This is a genomic window from Leucobacter chinensis, from assembly GCF_019049105.1.
Classification (GTDB): Bacteria; Actinomycetota; Actinomycetes; order Actinomycetales; family Microbacteriaceae; genus Leucobacter_A; species Leucobacter_A chinensis.
The window spans coordinates 62,304-77,452 of the sequence record NZ_JAHQZR010000005.1 but is presented as its reverse complement, the minus strand read 5'-3'; the positions used below and the strand labels follow the sequence as shown (position 1 = coordinate 77,452).

The 15,149-nt window shown below is 62.6% G+C and carries 15 protein-coding genes; 6 read left to right on the top strand and 9 right to left on the bottom strand.

Features of this window, described 5'->3' with window-relative positions:
• Positions 1–1,284, bottom strand: a complete 1,284-nt coding sequence (locus KTJ78_RS06410; protein ID WP_217133742.1) for an NRAMP family divalent metal transporter — start codon at positions 1,282–1,284, stop codon at positions 1–3.
• 165 nt (positions 1,285–1,449) lie between these two features.
• Between KTJ78_RS06410 and KTJ78_RS06405 the strand changes: the two genes are divergently transcribed.
• Positions 1,450–2,166, top strand: a complete 717-nt coding sequence (locus KTJ78_RS06405) for a GntR family transcriptional regulator (RefSeq protein ID WP_217133740.1) — start codon at positions 1,450–1,452, stop codon at positions 2,164–2,166.
• Here KTJ78_RS06405 and KTJ78_RS06400 read toward each other — a convergent pair.
• From KTJ78_RS06400 to sdhC, 5 genes are read right to left on the bottom strand one after another with little or no spacing between them, the layout of a single operon-like run.
• Complete coding sequence (locus tag KTJ78_RS06400) at positions 2,112–3,038, bottom strand: YihY/virulence factor BrkB family protein (RefSeq protein WP_369808007.1); 927 nt, start codon at positions 3,036–3,038, stop codon at positions 2,112–2,114. The genes KTJ78_RS06405 and KTJ78_RS06400 overlap by 55 nt on opposite strands.
• Before the next feature lie 40 nt (positions 3,039–3,078).
• On the bottom strand, positions 3,079–3,864 hold the full coding sequence (locus KTJ78_RS06395) for a succinate dehydrogenase iron-sulfur subunit (protein ID WP_217133738.1): 786 nt from the start codon (positions 3,862–3,864) through the stop codon (positions 3,079–3,081).
• Between the two features lie 3 nt (positions 3,865–3,867).
• Positions 3,868–5,679, bottom strand: a complete 1,812-nt coding sequence (gene sdhA, locus KTJ78_RS06390; protein WP_217133736.1) for a succinate dehydrogenase flavoprotein subunit — start codon at positions 5,677–5,679, stop codon at positions 3,868–3,870.
• Positions 5,680–5,704: 25 nt separating this feature from the next.
• The gene (locus KTJ78_RS06385; RefSeq protein WP_217133734.1) at positions 5,705–6,130 is read right to left on the bottom strand and encodes a succinate dehydrogenase hydrophobic membrane anchor subunit; all 426 of its coding nucleotides are present in this window, start codon (positions 6,128–6,130) and stop codon (positions 5,705–5,707) included.
• Positions 6,131–6,153: 23 nt separating this feature from the next.
• Positions 6,154–6,573 (bottom strand): succinate dehydrogenase, cytochrome b556 subunit, encoded by a 420-nt coding sequence (gene sdhC / locus KTJ78_RS06380; RefSeq protein ID WP_270911110.1) that lies wholly within the window; start codon positions 6,571–6,573, stop codon positions 6,154–6,156.
• A 175-nt stretch (positions 6,574–6,748) separates the two neighbouring features.
• On the opposite strand from sdhC, the gene KTJ78_RS06375 reads away from it, so the two are divergent.
• The gene (locus tag KTJ78_RS06375; protein ID WP_217133730.1) at positions 6,749–7,870 is read left to right on the top strand and encodes a mannose-1-phosphate guanylyltransferase; all 1,122 of its coding nucleotides are present in this window, start codon (positions 6,749–6,751) and stop codon (positions 7,868–7,870) included.
• Positions 7,871–8,228: 358 nt separating this feature from the next.
• On the opposite strand, the gene ccsB is transcribed toward KTJ78_RS06375, so the two are convergent.
• The 3 genes from ccsB to KTJ78_RS13775 all read right to left on the bottom strand — a co-directional run bounded on the left by ccsB (position 8,229) and on the right by KTJ78_RS13775 (position 10,817).
• Complete coding sequence (gene ccsB / locus KTJ78_RS06370) at positions 8,229–9,113, bottom strand: c-type cytochrome biogenesis protein CcsB (protein WP_369808006.1); 885 nt, start codon at positions 9,111–9,113, stop codon at positions 8,229–8,231.
• Positions 9,114–9,270: 157 nt separating this feature from the next.
• Positions 9,271–9,996 carry a cache domain-containing protein gene (locus KTJ78_RS06365; protein ID WP_369808005.1) on the bottom strand — a complete coding sequence of 242 codons (726 nt, stop codon included), beginning with the start codon at positions 9,994–9,996 and terminating at the stop codon, positions 9,271–9,273.
• 17 nt (positions 9,997–10,013) lie between these two features.
• Positions 10,014–10,817, bottom strand: coding sequence for a FadR/GntR family transcriptional regulator (locus KTJ78_RS13775; protein ID WP_369808004.1), 804 nt, complete (start codon positions 10,815–10,817; stop codon positions 10,014–10,016).
• 191 nt (positions 10,818–11,008) lie between these two features.
• Here KTJ78_RS13775 and KTJ78_RS06355 point away from each other — a divergent pair, with 191 nt between their 5' ends.
• From KTJ78_RS06355 to KTJ78_RS06340, 4 genes are all read left to right on the top strand, one after another.
• On the top strand, positions 11,009–12,061 hold the full coding sequence (locus KTJ78_RS06355) for an ABC transporter ATP-binding protein (RefSeq protein WP_217133728.1): 1,053 nt from the start codon (positions 11,009–11,011) through the stop codon (positions 12,059–12,061).
• A gap of 61 nt (positions 12,062–12,122) precedes the next feature.
• Entirely contained in the window at positions 12,123–13,313 is a 1,191-nt protein-coding gene (locus tag KTJ78_RS06350) for an extracellular solute-binding protein (protein WP_369808003.1), read from the top strand.
• 120 nt (positions 13,314–13,433) lie between these two features.
• Positions 13,434–14,318, top strand: coding sequence for an ABC transporter permease (locus KTJ78_RS06345; RefSeq protein ID WP_217133726.1), 885 nt, complete (start codon positions 13,434–13,436; stop codon positions 14,316–14,318).
• Between the two features lie 9 nt (positions 14,319–14,327).
• Positions 14,328–15,137, top strand: coding sequence for an ABC transporter permease (locus KTJ78_RS06340; RefSeq protein WP_217133724.1), 810 nt, complete (start codon positions 14,328–14,330; stop codon positions 15,135–15,137).
• Positions 15,138–15,149: the final 12 nt, after the last annotated feature.

Below are 15,149 nucleotides of genomic sequence, written 5' to 3'. Positions count from 1 at the left end.
CTACTTGCTGCCGAGGAAGGCGAAGATCGCTTCGACCGACATGACGCCCATGTACCAGGTGAGCACCGTCACCAGTGTTCCAGAAATCAGCAGCCACCTTGGCATGCGGTACCCGTTCAAGAGGTCTTCTCTGAACCAGCCGATGTACATGAACACGGTGAAGCCGAGCGGCAGAATGAGGCCGTTGAAGCCGCCCGCGAAGACGAGCAGGGCCGCGGGTGCCGTGCCGAGCACGAGGTATACCGTGAGCCCGATCGCAATGAACACGACCGTCACCCAGGCCCGCACCCGGCCTTCAACCTTGCGGTTGAACACGCTCATGAACGAGACCGAGGTGAAGGCGGCGCCAATAACGCTCGAGATGCCTGCTGCCCAGAGCACGAGGCCGAAGGCGCGCAGACCGATCTCGCCGGCAGCGGCGAAGAAGGCGTCGGCGGCGGGGTTGCCCGCGAGGTCGAGCGCCACGCCGCTCGCGGTCACGCCGAGGAAGGCGAGAAAGAGCACGTAACGCATGATGCCCGTGACGACGATACCGGTAAAGGCCGACTTCGTGACCTGCTCGGCGTGCTCGACGCCCGAGACCCCCGAGTCGAGCAGCTTGTGCGCGCCAGCGTACGTGATGTAGCCGCCGACCGTGCCGCCAACGATCGTCGTGATGCTCGCGAAGTCGATGTGGTCGGGCAGCACCGTCTGCTTGAGCGCTTCGCCGACGGGCGGGTGCGCAACGATCGCGACGATCAGCGTGAGCACGATCATGAGCAGCCCGAGCACGATCATGACGCGATCCATCGCGACGCCAGCGCGCTTCACGAGGAAGATCGTGATCGCGAGGCAGGCGCTGATCGCGCCGCCGATCTTCGGGTCAAGACCGAGCATCGCGTTCAGGCCAAGACCAGCTCCCGCGATGTTGCCGATGTTAAACACGAGGCCGCCCGAAATGACGAGCACGCCGAGCACGAAGCCGCTGTACGGGATCGCCTCGTTGGCGAGCTCGGCCGCACGCTTGCCGCTCACTGTGATGATGCGCCAGATGTTCGCCTGCACCACGAAGTCGATGATGATCGAGACGAGAATACCGAAGGCGAAGGCCGCACCCAGCATCTGGGTAAACATCGCGGTTTGCGTGATGAAGCCGGGGCCAATCGCCGAGGTGGCCATCATGAAGATCGCGCCGAGCAGTGAGGCCCTGCGTGCCTTCACAAAGCCGACGGTGTTACTCGCGACGGTTGCCGGTCCTGGAACCTGGGCTTCGCGAGGAGCATTGGGAGCTTTGTGCTCGCTCATGGGTGTTTCCTTTCCGGCGCAACGCTGCGGGGTGGGTCGAAAGACGTGGTGTTCATTCACCACTGAGATTATTGTAGAACAATACCTAGCAATTGTTCAACAATGCATGTCAGAACGCGCACTGCTCGATCCCTCACCCACCGGCCGCGCCGCTAAGATGGGGGCATGGCGAGCGAGCAACCCCGCGGCGAAAGAGCCGAGCGAACGGTGACGCTCTCGCGCGCCGAGGCCGTGGCCCACGCCCTGCGCTCACACATCAGCGCCGGCACCCTCGCCCCGGGCGACCGGCTCGTCGAGGCCGAGCTCACCCAGGAACACGGCGTCTCGCGCAACACGCTTCGCGAAGCGTTCAGGCTGCTCAGCCAAGAGGGCCTCGTCACGCACATTCCTAACCGCGGTGCTTTAGTCGCAACGCCATCGATCACCTCGATCATCGACCTCTACCGAGTGCGCCGCATGATCGAGTGCCAAGCGATCAGGGGGTCGCTACCCAAGCACCCCGCGATCACGGCCATGCGCAGGGCGGTCACGATGGCGGTCAAAGGGAGGGACGAGAACGACTGGACCAGAGTCGGCACGGCCAACATCGCCTTTCACGCCGCCATCATCGAACTCGCCGATAGCCCCCGCCTGCGGCAGCTCTTCGACAACTACACGGCAGAGCTCAGGCTTGCCTTCGGGCTCATCGACGACCCCGAATACCTGCACGCACCGTTCATCGACCAAAACCTCGCAATCGTCGAACTCATCGAGGCGGGCAAAACCGCCGAGGCGGCAGACCTGCTCGACGACTATCTCGTGCGCGCCGAGCGCATCCTGCTCGCCGCCTACGAGCGCTTGAGCGAGACCTCACCCTCGGGCAATCCCAGCTCAGGGTCTTGACCCGTCGCGATCCACGCCGAAGTCATAAGAATCACGCGACAAATCAAGTTAAACCAGAGCAGCAGGGCCACGAAAAAGGCAAATGAAGCGAGCAGCGGGTTCGAGCCGACGCTCACGAAGCCGAGGCTCGCAAGCAGCTTCAGCCCAAAGAGCGCGAGCGAACCGTAGGCGCTGCCCTCAATGAGACGCCACAGCGAGGCGACCTTCACCTCGGCCAGCAGCATGTGAATGCCCATGATAATGAGCACGTCGAGCAGGAACATGAGCGTGTAACTCGCAACCCAACCAAGGGTGCCCGCGAGCCAGCTATCGCCGCTCACATCAAAGAATTCGAGAACGCGGCGAAACACGCTCGAACTCACGACGGTCAGCGAGGCCGAGATGAGAATCGCGAGAAAGAAGCCGACCGCACCAAAGAAGTCGCGCAGTTTAAGCAGCAACCAGTTGCGGTACTCCTTGACCTCGAGGCCAAAAATGATGCGCACCGAGCGCCGCGTGCTCGTGAACCAGGCCATCGAGACCCACACGAGCGAGACACCGGCGATCGCGCTGCCCCAGGTGAGGGTGCGCTGGTTGAGCAGCTCATCGAGCTTGATCTGCCCCTTTTGCTCGGCCGTCTCAATGAGGCCCGGCACGTACGAGTTCACGATCTCAGAGATCGAGTTAATGAGCTCGGTGTTGCCGCGCGTCGAGAGGGCAAGAATACCGAAGCCGACCCACAACGCCGCAAAGACGGCAAAGACCGCCTGGAAGCTCATGCCCGCGCTCAACACCGGACCGCCGACGTCGGTGAACCGAGAGAACGCTCGGTACGGGTGCGAGAAGCGAATGCGCTTCCACACGTATGCAAAGAACCCTCGCCAGGCGCTCACCTTGGGTGGCGCCTGCCGAGGGCTCTTCGAAGTGCGTATATTAGTTCACCTTGCCGGTACGAATGGCCTGCTTGACCTCGGCGATTGCCTGGGTCACCTGAATACCACGGGGGCATGCCTCAGAGCAGTTGAAGGTGGTGCGGCAGCGCCACACGCCCTCTTTGTCGTTCAAGATGTCGAGGCGAACCTGTGCGTTGTCGTCGCGCGAGTCGAAGATGAAGCGGTGTGCGTTCACAATCGCTGCGGGGCCGAAGTACTGGCCGTCGGTCCAGAACACGGGGCATGACGAGGTGCACGCGGCGCAGAGAATGCACTTGGTGGTGTCGTCGAAACGCGCGCGATCTTCGATCGACTGCACGCGCTCCTTGCCAGGCTCAGGCTTCGAACCGGCGACGAGGAACGGCTGAACCTCGCGGAATGCCGCGAAGAAAGGCTCCATGTCGACGATGAGGTCCTTCTCGAGGGGCAGGCCCTTGATCGGCTCAACGTAGATCGGCTTCGAGATATCGAGGTCTTTCACGAGCGTCTTGCACGCGAGACGGTTGCGGCCATTAATGCGCATCGCGTCTGATCCGCAAATGCCGTGCGCGCACGAGCGGCGGAACGTCAGCGAGCCATCCATGTCCCACTTGATCTTGTGCAGGGCATCAAGAATACGGTCGGTCGGGTACATGGGCACATCGAAGTCTTCCCAGTACGCCTCCTGGCCCGATTCGGGGTCGTAGCGGCGAATGAGCAGCGTGACGTTAAACGGCTGCGGTGCATCTTCGTTCACGGTCGCGGTCGCAGTGTCGTTTGCGGTAGCGGTAGCGGTTGTGGCACTCATGCTCTAGTACTTCCTCTCCATGGGCTGGTACCTCGTCATAACCACGGGCTTCCAATCGAGCGTGATGTGGTCTTCGGGATCTGCCGAGTGCGGGTCACCGGTCAGGTACGCCATCGTGTGCTTCATGTAGTTCTCGTCGTCGCGCTTCGGGTAGTCGTCGCGCATGTGACCGCCACGGCTCTCCTTACGGTTACGAGCCGTGTATGCCAGAACCTCTGCGAGGTCGAGCAGGAAGCCAAGCTCGATTGCCTCGAGCAGGTCGGTGTTGAAGCGCTGGCCGCGGTCGTGAATGGCCACGTTCATGTAGCGCAGGCGCAGGTCGTGGATCACGCCGAGTACCTCGGTGAGCGAGTCTTCGGTGCGGAACACCTGAGCGCCGCGATCCATCGCCTCCTGCAGTTCCTGGCGGATCTTGCCGACGCTCTCGGTGCCGGTCGAGCTGCGAATCGTCTCGACCATCTCGAGCACGTGCGATGCCGCACCCTTTGGCAGCGGAGCGAACTCGGCCTCGTTTGCGTAGTCGGCTGCGTTGTTGCCAGCGCGCTTGCCGAACACGTTGATGTCGAGCAGTGAGTTCGTGCCAAGACGGTTCGAGCCGTGCACCGAAACGCAGGCGCACTCACCCGCGGCGTAGAGGCCAGGAACAACGGTCGTGTTGTCCATGAGCACCTCGGCGTCGTTGTTCGTCGGGATGCCGCCCATCGCGTAGTGCGCGGTCGGGAACACGGGAACGGGCTCAACGACCGGGTCTACGCCCAGGTAGGTGCGAGCGAACTCGGTAATGTCGGGCAGCTTCGTCTCGAGCACCTCGGCACCCAAGTGGGTGCAGTCAAGGTAGACGTAGTCTTTGTGCGGGCCAGCGCCGCGACCGTCGAGCACCTCTTGCACCATTGAACGCGCAACAATGTCACGCGGGGCGAGGTCTTTAATGGTCGGTGCGTAGCGCTCCATGAAGCGCTCACCCGAGGCGTTACGCAAGATCGCACCCTCACCACGGGCACCCTCGGTCAAGAGAATGCCGAGGCCGGCGAGGCCGGTCGGGTGGAACTGGAAGAACTCCATGTCTTCGAGCGGCAGGTTCTTGCGCCACACGATGCCAACGCCGTCGCCCGTGAGGGTGTGCGCGTTTGACGTCGTCTTGAAGATCTTGCCGAAGCCGCCGGTCGCAAACACGACCGACTTTGCCTGGAAGACGTGGATCTTGCCGGTCGCGAGCTCGAGGGCGACGACGCCCGCGGCCTTGCGATCTTTGCCCTCGCCATCGAGCACGAGGTCGAGCACGTAGTACTCGTTGAAGAAGTTCACACCGAGCTTCACGCAGTTCTGAAACAGCGTCTGCAGAATCATGTGGCCCGTGCGGTCTGCTGCGTAGCAGGCGCGGCGAACCGCGGCCTTACCGTGGTCACGGGTGTGGCCGCCGAAACGGCGCTGGTCGATCTTACCCTCGGGCGTACGGTTGAAGGGCAGGCCCATGTTCTCGAGGTCGATGACCGCGTCGATCGCCTCTTTCGCGAGAATCTCGGCCGCGTCCTGGTCGACGAGGTAGTCGCCACCCTTGACGGTGTCGAAGGTGTGCCACTCCCAGTTGTCATCTTCGACGTTGGCGAGGGCAGCGGCCATGCCACCCTGCGCAGCACCCGTGTGCGAACGCGTCGGGTACAGCTTGGTGATCACCGCGGTCTTCGCCTTCGGTGCCGCCTCGATCGCGGCGCGCATGCCTGCGCCGCCAGCGCCAACAATCACCACGTCAAACTGGTGATAAGTAATCCCGTCGATGACCTGAACGTCTTCGCCCGCGTGAGTATCCGTGCTCAAAACTGTGAACTCCTTTGAAATGTGCTTACTGTGCCGAGCAGAACGATGCGAGGAGAGCGGGGTCAGCGCCTTCCGGGCAGGGCTCGAATGTCCAAACAACGAGGGTGCCGAGCAGAATAAGCAAGGCTGCCGCGAGGAAGAGCGCGATCTTCAGCGCCTTCGCCGCTCCCTGCTTGGTCACGTAGTCGTTGACGATGGTGCGCATGCCGTTGGCACCGTGAATGAGGGCGAGCCACAGGAGCAGCGTGTCCCACACCTGCCAGAACGGCTGTGCGAGCTTGCCGCCAACAAAGCCGAAGTCAATTGCGTGAATGCCGTCGCCAACCATGAGGTTGGTGAAGAGGTGGCCGAAGATGAGCACGACGAGAAGAATTCCCGAGACGCGCATGTAAATCCAGCCCCACTTTTCCCAGTTGGTGCCGCTCTTACCGCGAGTTGCTACTGCAGTCATTGGTTCTCTAACTCCTTCTCGCCCTACCAGCCGAACACGTTCATGAGGTGACGAGGCGTGAAGCCCGCCATGGTGATGACCCATGCGACCAGCACGATGTTGAACATCGCCTTGTGGTACTTGGGGCCCTTCGACCAGTAGTCAACAAGAATGATGCGAATGCCGTTGTAGGCGTGGTACACGATCGCACCCACGAGGGCGACCTCGCCAAGACCCATGATCGGGGTCTGGTAGGCGCCGATGACCACGTTGTACGCCTCGGGGCTCACGCGAATAAGCGCGGTGTCGAGAACGTGCACGAGAAGGAAGAAGAAGATGGCCACACCGGTGATGCGGTGCAGAACCCAGGACCACATGCCCTGGTTGCCGCGGTAGAGAGTACCTCCAACGCGTTGCTTTTTCGGCGCTACCGCAGGGGCTTGGCCTGCTGTATTGGTGGACACTAGATGCTCCTCCTGAGTCATACGGGGTGCTTTTTTGGCTCGCAAATGACTGAGCTACGCCTCTCATTATGGCACTTTTCTGAGAGACTCATGACCATCGGCATACCCTATGAGGTTTATGAACGCTACTAGGACGTTCTGAATAGGGCCATTCAGTGTCGCTACAGTGGTGAGTATGACAGCTGAGCGTGACCCTATTGATCGTCTAACGTGCGTGATTCCCGCGGGCGGAGTTGGCTCACGCCTCTGGCCGCTCTCACGGGCCAAAGCCCCAAAATTCTTGCTCGATCTCACGGGCTCAGGCTCATCGCTGCTCAGCTCGACGTGGCAGCGACTCGAACCCCTCGTCGACCCCGAGCGCATCATGGTGGTGACTGGCCAGGCCCACGCGCCCCTCGTTCGCGCCCAACTGCCAGACCTGCCCGAGCACAACCTCATCACCGAGCCATCACCCAAAGACTCGTCGGCAGCGATCGGCCTCGCGGCCGCCCTGCTCGAGATTCGCGACCCAGACGCGATCATCGCATCGTTCGCCGCCGACCACGTCATTCGCGGATCGGTACTCTTCGAACGCGCCGTTCGCACGGCCGTCGCGGCAGCCGACGAGGGCTCGATCGTCACGATTGGCATTCACCCGACCTTCCCCTCGACCGGCTTCGGGTACATCAAGGGCGGCGGTGCCCGCACCGACCTCGCCCCCTTCGACGTATACGACGTCGACGAGTTCGTCGAGAAGCCCGACCAGGAGACCGCCGAGCGCTACATCGCCGAGGGCGGCTACCTCTGGAACGCGGGCATGTTCATCGCCCGCGCCACCGTGCTCCTCGAGGCCATGGCCAAATCAGAGCCCCAACTCGTCGCTGACCTTCGTGAGATCGCCGCGAGCTGGAACTCAAGCGACGGCGCGCAAAAGCGTGAAGAGCTCTGGCCGCACCTGAAGAAGGTCGCGATCGACTACACGGTCGCCGAGCCAGAGGCCGCCGCCGGCAACATGGTCTGCGTCTCGGCGCACTTCGATTGGGACGACGTCGGCGACTTCGCCTCCGTCGCGAAGCTCCTCACCCGCGGCCGCCAGAGCGACCTCGCCGTGCTCGGTGACAGCGCCCAGGTGCTCTCGCACAAGTCGAGCGGCATCGTCGTCTCTGAGAGCGACCGCCTCGTGGCGCTCGTCGGTGTCGACGACATCGTCGTGGTCGACACGAGCGACGTACTGCTCGTCACCACGAAGCAGCACGCCCAAGACGTCAAGCAGCTCGTCGACCGCATGAAGCTGTCGGGCGGCGGGCACCTGCTCTAGGGGCCGCCCGCCCTCGCGCTCGCCCACCCGCTCGCCTGCGCGCCCCGGGGTGATCCTGCACGCCGATTTTCCGTTTACTTGACGAAAAGCAGGGTGTTTTCGCGAAATAACCCTGCTTTTCGTCAAGTAGACGCTATGAAAGCCGGGAAACGGCCTCGCGGTAACGCCAGGGAGCCGAAAGATGTGCGCGGCACCCGCCTCAGCTCCAAAAGTGACGCTCTAGAGCAGTAATCAAGCCGGAAGCGACACAGCCAACCGCCAATCAGCCAGCGAGCGAGCGCCCCACCGCAACAGCAGCGGGTACCGGGCAGCGGGCAGCAGGCACCGGGCAGCAGGCAGCAGGCGCACAACGCGCGGCTTACAGCCCCGAGTACGAGTGCAGGCCCGGGAAGAACTGGTTCACGATCGTGAAGTTGAAGATCACGGCGGTGAAGCCCACGATGTTCAACCAGCCTGAAGGGTTACCGCGCCAGCCGCGGGTCGCACGGGCGTGAATGTAACCGGCGTAGAGCACCCAGATGACAAAGGTCCAAACCTCTTTCGTGTCCCAACCCCAGTAGCGGCCCCACGAGGCCTCGGCCCAGATCGAGCCGGCGATCAGCGTGAAGGTCCAGAAGACGAAGCCAATGACCGTCATACGGTACGAGAGGTTCTCAAGGCGTTCTGACGTCGGGAAGCCGCGCAGCATCTTCATGACTTCGGCGCCCGATTCCTTCTTGAGGCGTTCGCGGCGGGACTGCATAAGCTGCAGAATCGCGAGACCGAAGGCGAGCGTGTAGAGGCCGACGGCAAGCACGGCGACAAGAATGTGGATCACAAGCCAGTACGAATTCAGCGCGTCTTGCAGCGGCACGACCGGCACAAAGTAGTTGACCTTGGCGACCATGAGGAAGAGCACCGCGATGCCCGTCATGAGGGTTCCGAGGAAGCGCAGATCGACGAAGAACTGCACGATGATAAAGATGAAGATTCCGGCGAGCGTCGCGGTGAGGGCAAACTCGTACATGTTGGCCCAGGGCACCCGCTCAGCGGCGATGCCGCGCAGCACCGTTGCCGTTGCGTGCAGAAGGAAGCCGAGAACCGTAAGCGAAAAACCGATCTTTACGCTGCGTGAGCTCTTCGTGGCGTCGCGTTGCTCATCACTCCGGTTAGCGAGGTCGATCGCATAAAAAATGAATGCGAGCGAGTAAACGATAACCGCCGAGTACAGCGCCATGCCTGAATAGTGCTCAAGAGTCTCCACGGTTGCCGAGTTTACCGGTCGGTTACTCGATTACACCTGTGAATTCGGGCCAGCATTGGTGCTACAGCGCGAGGGTCGACAGCCCCTACAGCACGAGGGTCAACGGCCCCTACAGCGCGAGGGTCAATGGCCCCTACAGCGTGAGGATCAACGCCCGCTACACCGCCACCGCGAGCGCGGGCTCCGAGAGCACCGTGAAGGGGTGCTCTGCCGCCGAGGCGAAGCCCGCCGCGGGGTGTTCGACGCGGTCGAGGGCGAGACGATCGCCCGTGAAGACGGCAACGTCGGTCGAGATGACGACGCGGCGGTTGGCATTCATGACCGTGACCCGGTTGTTCGACTGCAGCTTCGGCAAGAACGACTCTTCGAGGGTGCTCACGAGCACGTCGACGCACAGCACACCGGCAAATGCGCCGTCGACCGATACGGGAATCGCCGAGGTGAGGGTTACCTGGTTCGAGCAGAGGTAGTCGACGAAGGGGCCCGCGACCACGGCTCGGCCCGTCATCTCTGGGGTGCGGTACCACTCGAGGCGGCGAAGGTCGACGGCGCCCGGGCCCACACCGAAGGTCGATGACGCGAGCGGTTGCTTATCGGGGCCTTGCCACCACGCGAGGGGGTTGCCCTGCGGCAGCACGGTCTCGGCCGCGCAGAAGCCAGCGCCGTATATCGGCACCTGAGTCTGACCAAGAATCGCCTTCGAGCGTTCTTCGACGAGCGCGACGAGCTGGCCATCGCTCAGCGGCCCTGCGGCGAGCTGCTTCGCGAGGTCGGTCTCGACGTCCCGCGCCCAGTCACGCAGTATTGCGAACACTTCGTCGAAGAATCCCTCGACCAGTGCGAGCCCCCGTTCGGCTTCTTGCTGAAACACCCGTTGTTCCACGACGCCTTCTCGCTTTCTTACGCTACAGAACCCCCTCGATTCTGTAGTTCATACCGTATGTCTTCATCGTTCGAATGTGCAACTAGACGCTGCCGAAACGCGATAAGCCAGTGCGTTGAACGGCGAATGCCCTCGCGCACCACGGTGCGTGCGCGGCCAATATCTTCGTCGCGGATCGCCTCAATCTGCTGGGCGAGCTGCCGTTCGGTGTGCTCGCGCGCCTCGGGGTCGGCGTCTTGCAGCGCGAGGAGCGGCGTGTACTGACTCTGGATGCGTACGTGCTCATCGGTGAGGCGCACCGACTGGCTGAGGCTCGCAAGTTCGAGTTGAATGTCGGTGACCTTGGCGCGCCAGGCGTCTCGGGTGAGGGCTGGAATGGTTGCGAGAATCTCACTCATCACGTCGAGTTCAAAGTCGGTTGCGCGTTGGCACGCGAGCTCGGCGCAGGAGGCCGAGCTCATTTCGTAGTGCAGCCCGAGGTCGGCAACCGTGACGCGCGGCATCTCGACGAGAGCGCGAGCACTCATGAGTTCAGCATCGTCGCGGGTGAGCGAGACGAAGCTGCCCCCTACCCTGCCGCGCCTGGTCTCGATGAGGCCGGCAGAACGAAGCGTGGTGAGCGCTTCACGCACCGTCACGACTGAAACACCGAGCAATCTGGCGAGTTCTGATTCGCTCGGCAATCGCTCGCCGAAGGCAAAGGCGCCGGCAACGATCGATCCGGTCAGGCGGTCGACGATCATCTCTGCGCGCCCCGCGTCGCCGATCGGCGTGAGCGCGGCAACCTGAAGCCTGCTCGACCGCGGTTCGGGTTGCGACACGTTGAGACCTCCTAGCCTTTCCTGGCGAGTGTATCGAGTTGTTTGCCCGATCTTCCTGAATTCCTGCCCGCAATTTCCTCGCGTCGCGTAACCAAATCGTAATCAATTTCACGCCCAGGAATTTCTAACATCTAAAACCATATGTTAATGTCTTTTCAACCCATCGACACCGACGTTGAGGAGAACACGTCATGAGCACCGACACCCCCGCCTCAGGCACCGCGGCAGTTTCACTGCGCGGCATCACGAAGCGCTTCGGCGACTTCACCGCGGTCAAAGACCTAGATATCGAGATCGAGCGAGGCGAGTTCTTCTCGATGCTCGGCCCCTCGGGCTCGGGAAAGACCACGGTGCTGCGCATGATTGCCGGCTTTGAGGCCCCCACCGAGGGCACGATCCACCTCGAGGGAACCGACATCACCCACGAGGCGCCCTTCGACCGCGAGGTCAACACCGTCTTTCAGGACTACGCGCTGTTTCCGCACATGAACGTGCTCGAGAACGTGGCCTACGGGCTCACGGTGCGCAAGATGAGCAAGGCCGAGAAGTACGAGCGGTCACGCGAAGCGCTCCGCCAGGTGCAGCTCGACCACCTCGCAGACCGGCTGCCATCGCAGCTCTCGGGTGGTCAGCGTCAGCGCATCGCGCTCGCCCGCGCCCTCATTCTGCGCCCCAAGGTGCTACTGCTCGATGAGCCGCTCGGCGCGCTCGACAAGCAACTGCGCGAGCAAATGCAGATCGAGCTCAAGCAGATTCAGCGCGAGGCCGGCATCACCTTCATCTTCGTCACCCACGACCAGGAAGAGGCGCTCACGCTCTCTGACCGCATCGCGGTGTACAACGACGGCAAAATCGAACAGGTCGGCAGCCCCCGTGAGGTCTACGAGTTTCCGCAAACCGAGTTCGTCGCAAAGTTTCTCGGCGTCACAAACCTCATCTCGAGCGAGCTCTCGCAGCAGCTCTTCGACTCGGCCAGCCAGCACAGCATCAGGCCAGAGCGAGTCGGCGTGCGCGACGCGACCTTCACGGGCGAGGCAGGCACCGTCGCCCTTCAAGGCGTCATCGCCGAAACCGTCTACGCAGGCCCGCAAACGAGGTACCTCATTGACACCGAGGCCGGCGTGCGCCTCATCTCTGAGCACCAGAACGCACACGCGCCGCGGCTCGACCCGAGTATTCGACGCGGCGACCGCGTGACCGCGGTGTTCGACCGGGCACACGCAACCGCGATTCCCGGCGCCTAACGCAGACCAAACCCTCAAGCACCACACCACATCACATCGAACACACAAAGGAGTCACACTGATGTTGAAGAAGAAATTGATGATCCCAGCGGCGATGCTCGCCGCTGCGGGTCTCGCGATCACCGGTTGTTCGTCAGACGACGCGGGCTCGGGCGACGCTGGCTCGGGCGAACTCAAGATCGACGTGCCAGACGTACCCATGATGGAAGAGCTCGGCGAGAACGAGGGCGAGGTCAACATCGTCGCGTGGTCGGGCTTCGTTGAAGATGGCTGGGTCAAGCCCTTCGAGGAGCAGACCGGCTGCACCGTCAACCGCCGCGTCGCAGGAACCTCTGACGAGATGGTGACGCTCATGCGCACCGGAGAATACGACCTCGTCTCGGCCTCGGGCGACGCGTCACTGCGCCTCATCGTTGGCGGCGACGTGCAGCCCATCAACCAGGAGCTCATTCCCAACTTCGGCGACGACATCGTCGAGGGAATGCAGGGCCAGGTCTACGACACCCTGAACGGCAAGTCGTACGGCGTGCCCATCGGTCGCGGCGCAAACATTCTGCAGTACAACACCGACGTTGTCACCGAGACCCCCGACAGCTGGAGCGTTGTGTGGGAAGAGGATTCACCCTACGCGGGCAAGATCATCGGCTACGACGCACCCATCTACATCGCCGACGCCGCGATCTACCTCATGCACACCCAGCCCGACCTCGGCATCACGAACCCGTACGCACTCGACGAGACCCAGCTGAAGGCCGCGGTTGACCTGCTCAAAGACCAGAACAAGCGCGTCTCAGAGTACTGGGCCGACCCCGTCGCCCAGATCACCTCGTTCACGAACGGCAACACCGTCGTCGGCACCTCGTGGGAGGTTCTGCGCAAGCTGAGCGAAGATGACCGCCTCGAGGGCACGCTGCCCAAGGAGGGCTCGACCGGCTGGTCAGACGCCTGGATGCTGAGCGCACAGTCGAAGAACCCGAACTGCGCCTACCAGTGGATGGACTACACGAGTGGCGCCGAGGTGAACGGTGCAATCGCGATGAACTTCGGCATGGCGCCCGCCAACGCGGCGTTCTGCGAGCTGAACGACGAGGCCAAGGCACACTGTGAGACCTTCAAGGCAACCGACGAAGAGTACTACTCGCAGGTCTGGTTCTGGACCACGCCGATCGAGCAGTGCATCGACGGCCGAACCGACGTGCAGTGCACGAACTTCCAGCAGTGGACCGAGGCCTGGACCACGGTAAAGGGCTAAACCCCCTCGCCGGGCGCCGCCATCTTGCGGCACCCGGCACCCACGCTCGCGGGGCGGCGCTCGATGCCACCCCGCGGGCCCCGATCCACCACCACCACCACCACCCTTTGAGGATTCGCAGTGTCAACACAAACCGCAACGAAGCGCACCGCACACCCGGTTTCTTCTTCGCTCTACAAGCGCCCGCGCGGCAGGCTCGCGGCGCTCATCACGCCCCCGATGCTGTGGCTCGTGGGGGTCTATATTCTTTCGATCGCGCTCATGCTGGTGACCGCGTTCTGGGTCACCGACCCGTTCACCTCGAAGGTCACGCCCGGCTTCACGTTCGATAACTTCGTGAACCTCGTGAAGATTCCGGCGTTCTTCTGGACCGCGGTGCGCACGCTCGGCATCGCCCTCGCCGTCACCGCTATTTGCATCGTCTTCGCCGTGCCCCTCGCCGTCTTTATGGCGAAGATCGCTGGCCCGAAGCTGCGCGCCTTTCTCGCGGTCGCCGTCACGCTGCCGCTCTGGGCGGGCTACCTCGTCAAGGTGCTCGCGATGCGCATCACCTTCGCCGAGGAGGGCTTCTTTAACTGGCTGCTCAACCCGCTCGGCATCAGTGGGCCAGGCTTCGGCATCACGACCGTCATCATCACGCTCACCTACCTCTGGTTTCCGTACATGATCATCCCGATCTACTCGGCGGTATCGCAGATTCCCACGAACCTGTACGACGCCGCGAGCGACCTCGGCGCGAAGGGCCTGCGCACGATCACCTCGGTCGTGTTTCCCATCTTGAAGCCGGCCGTCATCGCCGGCTCGATCATGACATTCTCGCTCAGCCTCGGCGATTTCATCGCCGCTCGATTCGTTGGCGGATCGACCCAGATGATCGGTTCAATCATCTCGTCGAACATCAACCTGAACCCGCCCGTCGCGGCCGCGTTCTCGGTGGTTCCCATCGTGATCGTGCTCGTGTTTCTGCTTCTCGTTCGCCGCACCGGCGCGCTCGACAACCTCTAGGAGCCTCCCATGTTGAGATTGAACCGCACCGCAAAGATCGTGCTCGGCGCGATCGCCGCCATCGTCATGCTCTTCGTCTACACGCCGCTCGTTATGGTCGTGCTGAACTCGTTCAACGCGAAGCGCGTTGCCGGGTGGCCCGTGACCGAGTTCTCGCTCACGTGGTGGGAGGCAGCCCTCGGCAACCCAGCCGTGCACGCCGCCGTGTGGAACTCGGTGGTCGTCGCCCTCGCCGCGACCGCAATCGCCCTGCTACTCGGCACCCTCGCCTCGTTTGCGCTGCAACGCTACAACTTTTTTGGCCGCGAGGTCGTGAACCTGCTCATCATTCTGCCCATCACCCTGCCCGGCATCGTCACGGGTGTCGCGCTCTCGAACACCTACCACTCGGTGCTCGAGCCGATGGGCATTCACATCGGCTTCTTCGGGCTCATCGTCGCACACGCGACCTTCTGCATCGTCATGGTGTTCAACAACGTCATTGCCCGGCTTCGCCGCATGAGCCCGAACCTCGAAGAGGCGTCAATGGACCTCGGCGGCGGCATCATGCAGACCTTTCGGCTCGTCACCTTCCCACAGTTCCGCACCGCGTTCATCGCCGGCGGCCTGCTCGCCTTCGCGCTGTCGTTTGACGAGATCGTCGTGACGATCTTCACGGCGCCTCCCGGCGTCGACACGATTCCGCTGTGGATGATGAACCAGATGGGCCGCCCGAACGAGGCGAACCAGGTGAACGTCGTTGCGACGATCATGATTCTGCTCTCGCTCATCCCGGTCTACTTCTCGCAGAAGGCGCAGGAGAACCAGGCAGCGAAGTAGCTCCCACGCACG

Bases quoted from the DNA above. Each gene is read 5' to 3' on its own strand.
- KTJ78_RS06385 (WP_217133734.1), bottom strand. From the start codon at position 6,130: ATGACTGCAGTAGCAACTCGCGGTAAGAGCGGCACCAACTGGGAAAAG.
- KTJ78_RS06405 (WP_217133740.1), top strand. From the start codon at position 1,450: ATGGCGAGCGAGCAACCCCGCGGCGAAAGAGCCGAGCGAACGGTGACG.
- KTJ78_RS06350 (WP_369808003.1), top strand. From the start codon at position 12,123: ATGTTGAAGAAGAAATTGATGATCCCAGCGGCGATGCTCGCCGCTGCG.
- KTJ78_RS06355 (WP_217133728.1), top strand. From the start codon at position 11,009: ATGAGCACCGACACCCCCGCCTCAGGCACCGCGGCAGTTTCACTGCGC.
- KTJ78_RS06395 (WP_217133738.1), bottom strand. From the start codon at position 3,864: ATGAGTGCCACAACCGCTACCGCTACCGCAAACGACACTGCGACCGCG.
- KTJ78_RS06340 (WP_217133724.1), top strand. From the start codon at position 14,328: ATGTTGAGATTGAACCGCACCGCAAAGATCGTGCTCGGCGCGATCGCC.
- KTJ78_RS06375 (WP_217133730.1), top strand. From the start codon at position 6,749: ATGACAGCTGAGCGTGACCCTATTGATCGTCTAACGTGCGTGATTCCC.
- KTJ78_RS06410 (WP_217133742.1), bottom strand. From the start codon at position 1,284: ATGAGCGAGCACAAAGCTCCCAATGCTCCTCGCGAAGCCCAGGTTCCA.